Source organism: Mycobacterium sp. NGS51, assembly GCF_059812525.1.
This window is the reverse complement of sequence record NZ_JCALCV010000007.1, coordinates 115,941-128,470: the sequence shown is the minus strand read 5'-3', so window position 1 is coordinate 128,470 and position 12,530 is coordinate 115,941. Positions and strand designations below refer to the sequence as shown.

Genomic DNA, 12,530 nt, shown 5'->3' with positions numbered 1-12,530 from the left:
GATCATTCCGTACCGTGGCGTGATACGAAAGACGGCGGAGGATGCGGTGAAATCGACATTGCTCTCACGGCGAGACCTGGACTTCTTGCTCTTCGAGTGGTTGCGAATCGACGAGTTGACCAAGCGCGAACGCTTCGCCGAGCACTCTCGCGAGACGTTCGCCGACGTGCTCGAGTTGTGCGAGCAGTTGGCGGAGCGCTACTTCGCGCCGCACAACAAGAAGAGCGACGCCCACGAGCCCAGTTTCGACGGCTCGACGGTCACGGTGATTCCCGAAGTGAAAGAAGCGCTGGAGGCATTCGCCGCCGCCGATCTCATCGCTATGGCGATGGACGAGGAACTGGGTGGAGCTCAACTGCCCGCGACCGTGGCGCAAGCGGGCTTCGCGTGGCTCTCGGCGGCGAACGTCAGCACGGCCGGTTATGTGATGCTCACGATGGCCAACGCGAACCTGATCGCGAAGTTCGGCACGGCCGACCAGGTGGCGCGCTTCGTCAAGCCGATGCTGGCCGGCCGGTTCTTCGGGACCATGTGCCTGTCCGAGACGCAGGCGGGCTCGTCACTGGCCGACATCACCACCCGCGCCGAACCCCGCGACGACGGCGACTACCGGCTGTTCGGATCGAAGATGTGGATCTCCGGCGGTGATCACGAACTGACCGACAACATCGTGCATCTGGTGCTGGCGAAGATTCCCGGCGGCCCAGCCGGCACCAAGGGCATCTCATTGTTCATCGTTCCCAAGTACCTCGTCGGCGACGACGGCGAAGTCGGCGAGCGCAACGACGTCGTGCTGGCCGGGCTCAACCACAAGATGGGTTTCCGCGGGATCACCAACACCGTCCTGAACTTCGGAGAGGGCGCCTTCCGGCCGGGCGGCGAGCCAGGCGCTGTCGGCTACCTGGTCGGCGAACCGCATCGCGGCATCAACCAGATGTTCCACATGATGAACGAAGCCCGGCTCGGTGTCGGCATGGGCGCGATCGCGCTGGGCTACACCGGCTATCTGAAGTCGCTACAGTACGCCCGTGAGCGACCCCAAGGGCGGCCGCCAACAGCGAAAGACCCGGCGGCGCCGCAAATTCCGATCATCGATCATGCGGACGTCAAACGCATGCTGCTGGCCCAGAAATCCTACGTGGAAGGCGCCATGGCGCTGGCGCTCTACTGCGCCAAGCTGGTCGACGTCCAGCACAGCGCGGAATCGGCGGACGAACTCGACGAGGCCACATCGCTGCTGGACATCTTGACGCCGGTCGCCAAAAGCTGGCCATCGCAGTGGTGTCTGGAAGCCAACAACCTCGCGATTCAGGTCCACGGCGGCTACGGCTACACCCGCGAGTACGACGTCGAACAGCACTACCGCGACAATCGCCTCAACCCGATCCACGAGGGAACGCACGGAATACAGAGCCTGGACCTATTGGGCCGCAAGGTCACCCAGCGCAACGGTGCCAGCCTCAGCGCGCTCAACGACGCAATCCGCCAAAGCGTCCGTGCCGCCGATGCGGCCGGCGGCGAACCTGCCGAGTTCGCCGCGCAGCTGGATGCCGTGAGCCGCCGCTTGGCAGCGGTGACGATGGCGATGTTCGGTTCCGGCGACATCGACGCCGCCTTGGCCAACAGCGCGATCTACCTCGAGGCGTTCGGGCACATCGCGATCGCCTGGATGTGGCTCGAGCAACTGTTGGCCGCCCACGACAAGACCGGCGACTTCTACGACGGCAAGCGCCAGGCCGGGCGTTACTTCTTCCGGTACGAATTACCCAAGACCGCACCACAACTCGACCTGTTGGAGAGCCTGGACCGCACCACGCTGGAAATGCGCCCGGACTGGTTCTGATCAAATGAGTGTTCTGCAGGCGCTGGCGGGCGCGGTCGGCGCCCCGCACGTCAGCTCCGATCCCGACGTGCTGGCGAGTCGCAGCATCGACCACACCGGCCGGTACCGGGGCCGGGCCAGTGCGCTGGTACGGCCGGGCACGGCCGACGAGGCAGCCGAAGTGTTGCGGCTCTGCCGCGACGCCGGGGCGCACGTCACCATCCAAGGCGGGCGCACCTCGCTGGTGGCCGGCGCCGTGCCCGAGCACGACGATGTGCTGCTATCCACCGAGCGACTGTGCCACGCCGGCGATGTCGACACCGCCGAGCGTCGCATCCGGACCGGGGCCGGGGCCACGCTGTCGTCGGTGCAGCGGGCCGCCGGCGCAGCCGGGCTGCTCTTCGGCGTCGACCTGGCCGCGCGTGACAGCGCCACCGTCGGCGGCATGGCCGCCACCAACGCCGGTGGGCTGCGCACCGTGCGCTACGGAAATATGGCCGAGCAGGTGGTCGGATTGGATGTTGCGCTGCCCGACGGAACGGTCGTGCGCCGACACAGCAGCGTGCGCGCCGACAACACCGGCTATGACCTGGTGCACCTGTTCGTCGGCGCCGAAGGCACATTGGGTGTCATCACCGGGCTGGAGCTGCGGCTACGCCCCATCCCGTTGCATCGGGTGACCGCAGTGTGCGGATTCTCCGAACTGGCCGCGCTCGTCGATGCCGGACACCGGTTTCGCGACCTCGACAGCATCGCGGCGTTGGAACTCGTCGATGGCCGGGCCAGCGCCCTGGCCGGCGAACGGCTGGGCATCACGGCGCCGGTAGCCGGCGACTGGTTGCTGTTGGTGGAACTGGCGGCCGACCACGACCAGACCGAGCGGCTTGCCGACGTTTTGGCGGACGTGACGATGTGCGGCGAGCCTGCAGTCGGCGTCGACATGGCCGCGCAGCAGCGGCTGTGGCGGGTGCGCGAATCGCTGGCCGAGGTGCTCGGCGTGTATGGACCACCGTTGAAATTCGATGTCTCGTTGCCACTTTCGGCAATCAGCGGCTTCGCCGCCGACGCCGACACACTGATTCGTCATCGCGCGGCCGACGCCATCCCGATACTGTTCGGACATATCGGCGAGGGCAACCTGCACCTCAACGTGCTGCGCTGTACAACAGACGCGGAAGCGGTGATCTACCCGGCGATGATGCAATTGATCGCCGATTGCGGCGGCAACGTCAGCTCCGAGCACGGTGTTGGAAGTCGCAAACGCCGCTACATCGGGATGTCGCGGGAGCCCGGCGACATCGCCGCGATGCGGACCATCAAGGCGGCTTTCGACCCGACGGGCTACCTCAACGCAGCGGTGTTGTTCGATTGATGCCCACCGCGTGCCGCAACTGGGCAAGGAATTGGTCGGCGTCGTCGCTTCGCACGATGTAATGCGATATTGCCACCCGAATGGCCGTCGCGGCCTTCACCGCGCCGCCTGGCCCGGGCATCAGCCGCTGCAGCCCAGCCCGCATGACCGGTATGACACGCGAGAATTCAGCGATCACGTGCTCGGGTTCGATATCGACCATGCGCACTCCGGTGTAGGAGTGCTGGTAGTCGACAATGAATCGTAGTGCGGCATCGAGCTTCTCGACGCCTTTGAGACCGGCCGTCGCCCGGCTCAAGCCGCTGTCGAATGTTTGCCGCTCATAACGCGAGAACGCCGTCAGCAATTCGTCTTTCGACGGAAACCAGCGGTAGAGCGTCGGGCGGGAAACGCCGGCTTGGGTGGCGACGTCCGAAAGGCTGAGCTTGCGCTTGCCATTGCGACCGAGCACCTCGGCAGTGGCCGCAAGGATCCGCTGTTGGGTCGAGGTGTCGCCACCGGACATTGTGTCCACATCCGAACCTTTACAAAATATTGTTGAAGTGTCACGCTGTCCTGGTGCCACCCTCAACGGCCCCTGTGATTCTAGCCGTGAGCACCCAGGATCTCGGCGTAACGCGGGACAGATCGTGAGGGCTCGATGACCGAGTACAGCGCTGTCGACATCACCTCACACGAATTTTGGAGTCAGCCGTTCACCGTCCGAGACGAAACGTTCGCCCGGCTGCGCGCCGCTGACGGGCTGAGCTGGCACCCGCCGCTACCGTCGCTGTTTCCGATGGAGGAACCAGGGTTTTGGGCGCTGACCCGGCGCGAGGACATCGTCTACGCCAGCCAGCATCCTGAACTATTCAGCTCCGCCCAAGGTGTGGCACTGGACCCGATGCCCGCCGAAGTCCAGCGCATCGCAACCTTTTTCCTGACCATGGACCCACCGCAGCACACCGTGTATCGGCAGTTGATCAGCTCGGCATTCACGCCGCGAAACATCAGGTTGATCGACGACCAGATCCACAAGAACGCGGTGAGAGTCGTCGACGACCTCGTCGGCGCGGGCGACATCGACTTCGTCACGGCGTGTTCGGCGCGACTGCCGATGATGACGATCGCCGACATGCTCGGCGTCGCACCGTCGGATCGCGAAACCGTCGCGAAGGCCGCCGAGAAGCTGTTCAGCATGAGCGATGACGAATACAGCACGCTGGAGGAGCGAGCCGCCGACACCGTCAACGAGATGATCTTCTTGAGCAACTGCGGCATCGAGTTGGCCAAATTCCGCCGGCGCCATCCCGCGGACGACCTGATGACCAGCATCGTCAACGCCGAAGTCGACGGCCACCGGTTGACCGACGAGGAAGTGGGCGCCTTCTTGGTGCTGCTGGCGTCCGCCGGCAATGACACCACCAAACAGACCACCACGCACGCGATGATGGCCCTGGCGGCCCACCCCGCCCAGCGGGACTGGCTGGTAACGGACTTCGACAGCCGAATCGGCGTGGCCGCTGAGGAATTCGTGCGCTGGGCCACGCCGGTGATGCAGTTCGCCCGGTTCGCCACCACCGACACCGAGATCGCGGGCCAGCCGATCAACGCCGGCGACAAGCTGGGGCTGTTCTACTGCTCGGCCAACCGCGACGAGAACGTCTTCAGCGAACCGCACACCTTCGATCTGCAGCGCTCACCCAACCCGCACCTGGGCTTCGGTGGCGGCGGTCCACATTTCTGCCTGGGCAACCGGCTGGCCAAGACCGAGTTGCGCCACTTGTTCCACGAATTGCTGACCCGCCTGGAACGGATCGAGTTTGGCGAACCGGATTTCCTCTACAGCAATTTCGTGCACGGCATCAAGCGGGTTCCGGCGTTCGTCCGGTAGCTAACCGCGGCGGCGCACCAGCACCGACTGCTGGATGCCGCCAACCGCGCCGTGCTCGTCGAACAGCGTGCCGATCGTCGTGCCGATGCCGTCGGGCCCGTAGTTGGTTTCTGCGCGGATGCCGATCCATTCCCCGTCGGGAACCCGGTGTATGTGGACGACGAGATCGGTGTTGAGAAACGTCCACTTCCTGATGTCGAGTTTGGCGCCAATGCCGTTGGCGTCGTCGGCCACCGCGAAGAGCCGCTCCAGCTGAGTCATCGTCTCGCCCTTGACGAGATCGACCGTCGGGCTGATCCACGATTCGCCGGGACCGTCGTTGAGCGGTGGGGTCAGCCACCGCCAGTCGAGGCTGTGCACATAGTTGCGGTCCCAATCCTTTTCGAGGTTGCGGCTGCGCGCTTCACCGAGCGGACGAAGCGGCGGTTCGGCGGCTCGCGTCACATCGTGGGTGTCCTGCTGCGCTAACCGCCAGCCGCTGGCGCGGGCGACCGGCCGAGGCCGGCCGTCGGGGCCCGGCGCCAGCATTTCAGTGCTGACCAATTCGATCTGTTTGCCGGAGCGCTCCAGTTGCGAGCGCACCCAGAAGTCGCCCTCGGCGGGAACGGGCCCGAGCAGGTCGACGACCACCCTGCTCAGCCGGGTGTCGTCGCGCTGATCGCACCGCTCGAGGCCACGCACCAACAGCGCCGACACCGGTGCGGCGTGCTGGATTGCCGCCGACCACGTACTGCGCACCAAGTCGGTCGCGACGAACTTCTCTCCCAGCGGGTCGGTGGCGTCGATCAGTTCGTAATACGAGTCGGTCATCGTTCACCTTTCAGGGCAGGCCGGCGCCGGGGATGTCGACGGTGACCGTGTCGAGGCGGGAGAGCCGGGTGCCGATCAACCTCTTGGGGTAGGCGTCGGTGCTCGACAGTAGAAACAGCGTGCGGCGCTCGGGCCCACCGAGCGTGCAGGCGATCGCGGCGCGCTCACCGATGTCGATGCGGTCAGTGACGGTGCCGCCGTGGGTAATTCGCTCGAACTGGTGCGCCAGCGTCATCGACGTCCAGACCCCGCCCGCGGCGTCCAGCGTGATGCCGTCGGGTGGGCCGTCGAGGTTGTCGGCGAATACGTGCCGGTCGGTGAGCCCGCCGTCGCCGTCGATGCGGAATCCGGTGAGTCGGCGGCCGATCGACTCGGCGACAATCAAGGTCTGCCGGTCCGGTGTGATCACCATGCCGTTGGGAAAGTCCAGATCGCCGGCCACCACAGTCACCGAACCGTCGGGGTCCAGCCGCACGATGACCCCGCCGTGGAAGGCCTGCGAGCCGATGTATGCGCGTCCGGCCTCGTCGACGACCATGTCCCCGAGGCTGGCCGGTACGGCATCGGCGAGATCCGCTGCGGTGGTGATTGTTTCACCGTCATAGCACAACACCAACCGGTCTTCAGTGGAAGCAATCAGCAAGGATCCGTCGGGACGAAAACCGAGCCCGGACGGAGTGTGACCGGGTAGCGGCAACGTCGTCATCGATCCGCCCAACGTGACGGTGTGCACCGCCTCGCCCAGCATGTCGGAGAACCACAGCAGGCCTTCGAACCAGCGCGGTCCCTCGCCGAAGCAGAACTCCTTGGCCAGCGGTGTGAGCGTCATTGGAGTTCTCGTGCGACGGCGGCGTGGTACGCGTCGATGTAGGCAGGGTTGACGATGCGGAAGAAGGCATCCGGGAGCGGGGCTTCTTTGTCGGCTTCGATCGTCATCGTGCGGGTGAACAGCGTGACGCCGTGGCCAGGGTTGGTGAAGTGATATTCGATCGTCATGCGGCCCGCCAAACCGCCGTTGCCGTCGTGATCGTGGCCCAGCCGGCCGACCGAGTTGAACACAAACAGCTTGGGCCGCATGGCGATGGCCAGATGCCAGGTAAACAGTTTGTCGCCGGCGGGACCCGCTTCCACCCAGGTATCGCCGACCTGGAGCGGGACTTGCGGCAGATCGCCGATGTGCGCGCTGCCGGGGTAGGTTTTCGTCCAGTTGGCCGGATCGGTGACGAAGTCGTAGACGGTCTCGGCGCAGTGGGTGAATGCCGTTTGGGAGCTCGTGGTGACGATGCCCAATCTGATGCCTTTCTACGCAGGTGGCCGGCCTGGCCGCTAGCTTTACATATATGTTCGAAAGTGTCACGCTGTAAGCCATGACGACCGAAGCCGATCAGACCCAATGGTCAGTGTCCGGGCTGCTTGAGCTGTTCGATGTGCGAACCGACGGTACCGACCGGTTCACCGGCGACACCGGCCTCGCCGGCGCCGACGAGCGTCAGGTGGTGGAGGGCACGCAGGTGCTCGCGCAGGTGATTGTCGCTGCGGCCAAACGGTTCCCGGAGAAATCGGTGCGTTCTGCGCATGCGGTGTTCGCCCGCGCCGTGACGGTGGGGCCGCCGGTCGAGTTGGAGATCGACGTGGTCCACGAGGGCCGGTCGACGGCCACGGCGGTCGTGGCTGCCGTGCAGAATGGTCGGCGCTGTATGACGGTGACCGTGCTGGCCGACGTCTCCTCGGCAGATGTCATCAGCCATCACCTTTCCCGTCCCGAGGTCACTGCGCCCGCCGACGCCAACGTCTCGGAAATGCCGATGGTCGGACGACAATTGCGGCTGGTCGACGTCGTCGATGTCAACAGTCCCGACGAGGTGGGCCCGCCGGAGTTGTATGCCTGGCTGCACTATGACCCGATCCCGACGCGCGACGAGCTGGCCAAGGCATTGATCGCCTACTTCACCGGTCATCTGGGCATCTCGACCACGATGCGCGCCCACGCGGGTATCGGCACCAGCCAGTCGCATCTGACGGTGTCGACCGCACCGATGACGGTGACGGTCAGCTTCCACGAACCGGTGCGCTGGGACGGCTGGCTGCTGTACTCGCACGAAAGCACACAGGTCGGCGCGGGCATGTCATATATCCGCGGCACGGTGCACACCGAGGAAGGCGACCTGCTCGCGTCGTTCACCCAGGAAGCATTGATCCGGCCGATGCGGGGCAGTGACACCGCGATCGCCGTCCAGTCGCGGATATAGCGGTGTACGCGGCTTCAGCCGCACCCGACCGAGCCTGCGAGTAACGCGCCGAGACTGCCTTCACAGCGCGAGTTTTCGCCACGAGTGACTGTGGCCGCAGTCTGGGTGGCGGCCTATCTGGCCGACGGCAGTTCTGCGATGACGTCGGCCCGCGCCGCGTCGAAGCTCAGAAAACCCTTGATCGGCAAGCTTTCCGGCGGCGGGTCCGGGTAACTCCAGGCGACGTCCTCCACCACGGCGTCACCGATGACTACCCCCCAGTAGGTCGCATACCCCTTGTAGTTGCAATAGGTCGAGGTGTCGGTGCGCCGCAGCAGATCCGTGCGAACCAACGACGGGTCCACGTAGAGCCGCGGCGGCAGCGCGGTCTCGAACACGATCACGGTGTCGTCGGTGTCCACCAGCGTCGTTCCCCGAACGTCGACGCGTAACCGCCGTCGCGTCGGGCGGCAGTCGACCCGGTGATACGGGTTCGGCGGATAGTGCACCAGCGTGCGGCCCTCGTCCAGCCAGGTGTCGACCGCGTCCCAGGGCACCGTGACATAGCCGGGGGCCTCGGGCTCGGGCGCGCTGGGCAAGTCGCCGACCTCGTCGGCGGGAAAGGCGTAGGACAGCGGTCGATTCCGGCGGTGTACCAACAATGCAAGTTCGGTGTCGATAACGGTGTGTCCGCCGAGAAACGCTTGCACGCGGCGCGGATGCGACTCGACGTACACCAGACCGTCGGGCAATGGTGCCGAGAACCGGCCGGCGGGCTCATCGCTCAGCGGCCCTCTGCCGGCAACCAGGCTCATGTCCACACCATAGTCGATACTTGCAGTATGGCGCCAGTAGCGCCATAATGGCGCCATGCCGAGTGTGCAGATCAAAGACGTGCCGGAAGAGACGCACCGGGTCCTGCGTGAGCGCGCTGCTCGCGCGCACCAGTCGTTGCAGGAATACCTCCGCAGCCGACTTATCGCTGAAGCAGGTCAGCCGACTCTCGATGAGGTGCTGGACCGGCTTGCGACCCGAAAAGGTGGCTCTGTGTCATTTCGCACCGCAGTAAACCACCTTCGGGACGAACGTGATCGTCGTTGATGCGAGCGTATTGGCCGTGGCCCTCGGCGATGACGGTCCGGACGGGCAACGCGCGCGGCATCGCTTGGCGGGTGAAACCTTGGCTGCACCTGAACTCGTGGACCTTGAGGTCTTGTCAGTGTTGCGCCGTCAGGTTACCGCTCGAGTGATGCCTGCGCGCCGAGCATCCGAGGCGACAGCCGATTTGGCCGATCTGGCGCTTTGGCGCTCGCCTCATCGGCCGCTGCTAGAACGGATTTGGCAGCTGAGACACGCCATTACGCCTTACGACGGCGCATACGTGTCGCTGGCGGAAGCGCTGGGCGCAGTGCTGGTAACCGCAGATGCCCGCCTAGCGCGAGCGCCCGGGGCGAAATGCAGAATCGAAGTATTGAGCTGACGCACTGCCGATCAGCTGTCGCCGTTCAGCGGCGATCTCAGCCCGACCGCGTGGCGAAGCTGCGCCAGGAATTGATCGGCGTCATCACTGCGCACGATGTAGTGCGCGACGGCGACCCGGATGGCAGTGGCCGCCTTGACCCCTCCGTTCGGCCCCGGCAGTAGCCGCTGTAGCCGCGCCCGCATCACCGGAATCACGTCGGCCAGTTGGGAAATCGTGACTTCGGGTTCGACGTCGACAACCCGGACCCCCGAGTAAGACTGCTGGTATTCGACGATGAAGCGCAACGCGGCCTCGAGCTTGTCCGATCCGTGCAAGCCGGCGGTTGCGCGGCTGATACCACTGTCGAACATCTGGCGCTCGTAGTCGCCGAAAGCGTCGAGCAGTTCTTCTTTCGACGCGAACCATCGGTAGAGCGTCGGCCGGGAAACCCCGGCCTGCAGCGCGACATCGGACAAGCTCAGCTTGGTCAGGCCGTTGCGGCTGAGTACCTCGGCAGTGGCCACCAGTATCCGGTCCCGGGTGCTCACGACGACAGCGATTTCTCGAGCAACGCCACCGTGTCCAGATCCGTCAGGGCCGCGACGCCTCGCCGCACGCCTTCCAGCGCGATGCTTTCGGCTTGCATGCCGCCCATGCCCGCGGTGATCAACGGCGCCACATAGGCATACAGGGCAGCGGTTCGGTAGCGCTCCCACAACTCTTCGCGATCGAGGAGCGGGCCGCCACTCGCCGCCAGCGTTCGACGATATTCGTCGAGCAATTCGCGCTCGCTGGCCTGGCGGTCGGCGGTGGTCATGCCGGTAATCAGGGTGTAGGCGAGCTCGCGGGTGGGATGTCCACGGCGCACAGCCTGCCAGTCAAGCAGTCCCGCCGCTCCGTTTCGGAAGTAGACGTTGCCCGGGTGTGCGTCACCGTGCACCACCGTGTGCGGCGGCGTATCGATCAATTGCGCGACGGCACGGTAATTCTCGTCGATGAAGCGACCGGCTTCCACAGGTATCGACGTGCGTTCGGCCAGCCGGCGGGCGGATGTTTTGAGCAGAGTGCCTGTCAGCAGCGAAGTGTGATCACCCGATGCGCTATAAACCCAGCGAGGCAGGCGCCCCCAAAACGTTGCGTGCAGCCGGGCCAGCACCTCCACGACCAGACCGGCTTGGTCTTTGTCCAGCGGATGCAGGGTGTCGGGAAACTCGCACTCGTCGACCGCCAGGTCCTCCAGCACCAACACGTAGCGGCCGGTCAGCAAGTCGAACGCCGACCCATACGAGTGGGGAACCCCGACCAGCCCCGAGGACAGCTCGCGGTAGAACCGGACCTCGGTGTGCGCGAGCCGGCCCAGCTCACCCATCAGCCGCGTGGCCACCGTCTGCGCCGTCATCTTGACGAACACCGATCCCGGAACGCCGTCGCCGCGCAGCGCCAGCCGCGCCCGTGACGATGTGCCCGAGTCGCCGGCGATGAGCGACACCGACGACACGGGTCTCCCGATGAGCCGGGACAGCACCGTCGGGTTGAGATCTGCGAGCCGCCGCGGAAACGAGCGGAGTCCGCCGACGAGTGCATCGGTGGCCACCCGCTGCACCCCCCGGCCCAGGTGGGCGGCCAAACCCGCGGCGGGCACCGCGCGGCGGATCGTCCGGGCCGCCGCCGATGAAATCCCGGAATTGCCTGCCACCGGCCGCTAGCCTCCTAGGTCCGCGAGGGTATCCGCGTAGTTTACGAACCAGCGCAGAAGTGTAAAGAGTTTCGTCGAAATCATCGGAGGATCCGCGTGGCTGGACCACTGGAAGGCACGAAGGTCGTCGAACTCGGCGTCTGGGTGGCGGGCCCGGCGGCGGGCGGCATCCTGGCCGACTGGGGTGCCGACGTCGTCAAGGTCGAGCCGCCCGCCGGTGATCCGGGGCGCACATTCGCCCGGATCCTGGGTGGTGGGCTGGACACCAACCCGCCGTTCGAAATGGACAACCGCTCCAAGCGCAGCGTCGTCCTCGATCTCACCGGCGAGCACGGCCGTGCTGCCGCACTCGAATTGCTCAGTGACGCAGACGTTTTCCTCACTAACGTGCGCCCCGGCGCGCTGCACCGGTTAGGGCTGGACTACGAAACGGTGGCCGTCGACAATCCCCGTTTGGTTTACGGCTTGATCACGGGGTACGGGCTGACCGGACCCGACGCCGACCGCGCCGCCTACGACGTCGCGGCCTACTGGGCCCGTGCCGGCCTCGCTCATCTGCTGACGCGCCCCGGAGACACGCCGCCGTTTCAACGGGGCGGCATGGGTGATCACACCGTGGGCATGACGCTGGCCGCCGGGGTCTGCGCCGCACTGATCGCCCGCGCGCGCACCGGCACCGGTCAGCTGGTGACCACCTCGCTGTACCGGCAGGGCGCATACACGGTCAGTTTCGACCTCAACACGTTCCTGCTGACCGGCCAGTCGATCGCGATCGGCCAACGCGAGTCGATGGGCAACCCGTGCATGAACAATTACGTGGCCGGTGACGGGCGGCGCTTCTGGATTGTCGGCCTCGAGGGGGAGCGGCATTGGCCGCCGTTGTGCCGGGTGGTGGGTCGCCCGGAGTGGCTGTCCGATCCGCGCTTCGCACGGCCGCGGTCCCGTGCGGCGAACGCTGCCGCGTTGATTACCGAGTTGGACGAGGTCTTCTCCGCCAAATCGCTGGCCGAATGGGCGGAAATCTTTGCTCGCGAGCCGGACTTCTTCTGGTCGCCGATCAACACGATCGAAGACGTCGTGGCTGACGACCAGTTTCACGCGGCGGGCGGCCTGGTGAACGTACCGGACGGGGCCGCAGGCGTTTCCATGGTTGCGACACCGGTCGACTTTCACGGCACGCCGTGGGCGCCGCGCCATACCGCACCGAACCTCGGCGAGCACACCGATGAAGTCCTCGCCGAGTTGCAATCAAGTCGAGACACCTAGA

General features: G+C 65.6%; 14 protein-coding genes. 7 read left to right on the top strand and 7 right to left on the bottom strand.

Annotated features, from left to right (window positions below; translation table 11 throughout):
• The first annotated feature begins 46 nt into the window (after positions 1-46).
• Both AC5Y5W_RS11000 and AC5Y5W_RS10995 read left to right on the top strand, forming a co-directional pair.
• Entirely contained in the window at positions 47-1,843 is a 1,797-nt protein-coding gene (locus tag AC5Y5W_RS11000) for an acyl-CoA dehydrogenase (RefSeq protein ID WP_500009422.1), read from the top strand.
• A 4-nt stretch (positions 1,844-1,847) separates the two neighbouring features.
• Positions 1,848-3,194 (top strand): FAD-binding oxidoreductase, encoded by a 1,347-nt coding sequence (locus AC5Y5W_RS10995; protein ID WP_500009421.1) that lies wholly within the window; start codon positions 1,848-1,850, stop codon positions 3,192-3,194.
• Here the strand turns inward: AC5Y5W_RS10995 and AC5Y5W_RS10990 are convergent.
• Complete coding sequence (locus tag AC5Y5W_RS10990) at positions 3,169-3,699, bottom strand: TetR/AcrR family transcriptional regulator (RefSeq protein WP_500009567.1); 531 nt, start codon at positions 3,697-3,699, stop codon at positions 3,169-3,171. The two genes, AC5Y5W_RS10995 and AC5Y5W_RS10990, sit on opposite strands and share 26 nt — an antisense overlap.
• 135 nt (positions 3,700-3,834) lie before the next feature.
• Between AC5Y5W_RS10990 and AC5Y5W_RS10985 the strand changes: the two genes are divergently transcribed.
• Positions 3,835-5,067 (top strand): cytochrome P450, encoded by a 1,233-nt coding sequence (locus AC5Y5W_RS10985; protein ID WP_500009420.1) that lies wholly within the window; start codon positions 3,835-3,837, stop codon positions 5,065-5,067.
• Here AC5Y5W_RS10985 and AC5Y5W_RS10980 read toward each other — a convergent pair whose 3' ends face one another.
• From AC5Y5W_RS10980 to AC5Y5W_RS10970, 3 genes are read right to left on the bottom strand one after another with little or no spacing between them, the layout of a single operon-like run.
• Positions 5,068-5,877, bottom strand: coding sequence for a thioesterase family protein (locus tag AC5Y5W_RS10980; RefSeq protein ID WP_499900109.1), 810 nt, complete (start codon positions 5,875-5,877; stop codon positions 5,068-5,070).
• Positions 5,878-5,887: 10 nt separating this feature from the next.
• Positions 5,888-6,706, bottom strand: coding sequence for an SMP-30/gluconolactonase/LRE family protein (locus tag AC5Y5W_RS10975; RefSeq protein ID WP_499900110.1), 819 nt, complete (start codon positions 6,704-6,706; stop codon positions 5,888-5,890).
• Positions 6,703-7,167, bottom strand: coding sequence for an SRPBCC family protein (locus AC5Y5W_RS10970; RefSeq protein WP_499900111.1), 465 nt, complete (start codon positions 7,165-7,167; stop codon positions 6,703-6,705). The genes AC5Y5W_RS10975 and AC5Y5W_RS10970 overlap by 4 nt, the downstream gene beginning before the upstream one ends.
• Before the next feature lie 77 nt (positions 7,168-7,244).
• Between AC5Y5W_RS10970 and AC5Y5W_RS10965 the strand changes: the two genes are divergently transcribed.
• On the top strand, positions 7,245-8,126 hold the full coding sequence (locus tag AC5Y5W_RS10965) for an acyl-CoA thioesterase (protein WP_499900112.1): 882 nt from the start codon (positions 7,245-7,247) through the stop codon (positions 8,124-8,126).
• A gap of 113 nt (positions 8,127-8,239) precedes the next feature.
• On the opposite strand, the gene AC5Y5W_RS10960 is transcribed toward AC5Y5W_RS10965, so the two are convergent.
• Complete coding sequence (locus AC5Y5W_RS10960; protein WP_499900113.1) at positions 8,240-8,920, bottom strand: DUF427 domain-containing protein; 681 nt, start codon at positions 8,918-8,920, stop codon at positions 8,240-8,242.
• A 55-nt stretch (positions 8,921-8,975) separates the two neighbouring features.
• Between AC5Y5W_RS10960 and AC5Y5W_RS10955 the strand changes: the two genes are divergently transcribed.
• Both AC5Y5W_RS10955 and AC5Y5W_RS10950 read left to right on the top strand, forming a co-directional pair.
• Positions 8,976-9,206 (top strand): FitA-like ribbon-helix-helix domain-containing protein, encoded by a 231-nt coding sequence (locus AC5Y5W_RS10955; protein ID WP_499900114.1) that lies wholly within the window; start codon positions 8,976-8,978, stop codon positions 9,204-9,206.
• Positions 9,193-9,585, top strand: a complete 393-nt coding sequence (locus tag AC5Y5W_RS10950; protein WP_500009419.1) for a type II toxin-antitoxin system VapC family toxin — start codon at positions 9,193-9,195, stop codon at positions 9,583-9,585. The genes AC5Y5W_RS10955 and AC5Y5W_RS10950 overlap by 14 nt, the downstream gene beginning before the upstream one ends.
• Before the next feature lie 11 nt (positions 9,586-9,596).
• Here AC5Y5W_RS10950 and AC5Y5W_RS10945 read toward each other — a convergent pair whose 3' ends face one another.
• Both AC5Y5W_RS10945 and AC5Y5W_RS10940 read right to left on the bottom strand, forming a co-directional pair.
• On the bottom strand, positions 9,597-10,115 hold the full coding sequence (locus tag AC5Y5W_RS10945) for a TetR/AcrR family transcriptional regulator (protein WP_499900115.1): 519 nt from the start codon (positions 10,113-10,115) through the stop codon (positions 9,597-9,599).
• Positions 10,112-11,263, bottom strand: coding sequence for a phosphotransferase (locus AC5Y5W_RS10940; RefSeq protein ID WP_499900116.1), 1,152 nt, complete (start codon positions 11,261-11,263; stop codon positions 10,112-10,114). The genes AC5Y5W_RS10945 and AC5Y5W_RS10940 overlap by 4 nt, the downstream gene beginning before the upstream one ends.
• Before the next feature lie 96 nt (positions 11,264-11,359).
• On the opposite strand from AC5Y5W_RS10940, the gene AC5Y5W_RS10935 reads away from it, so the two are divergent.
• A complete protein-coding gene (locus AC5Y5W_RS10935) occupies positions 11,360-12,529 on the top strand; it encodes a CaiB/BaiF CoA transferase family protein (RefSeq protein WP_499900117.1) in 1,170 nt (389 codons plus the stop codon).
• Position 12,530 lies beyond the last annotated feature (1 nt).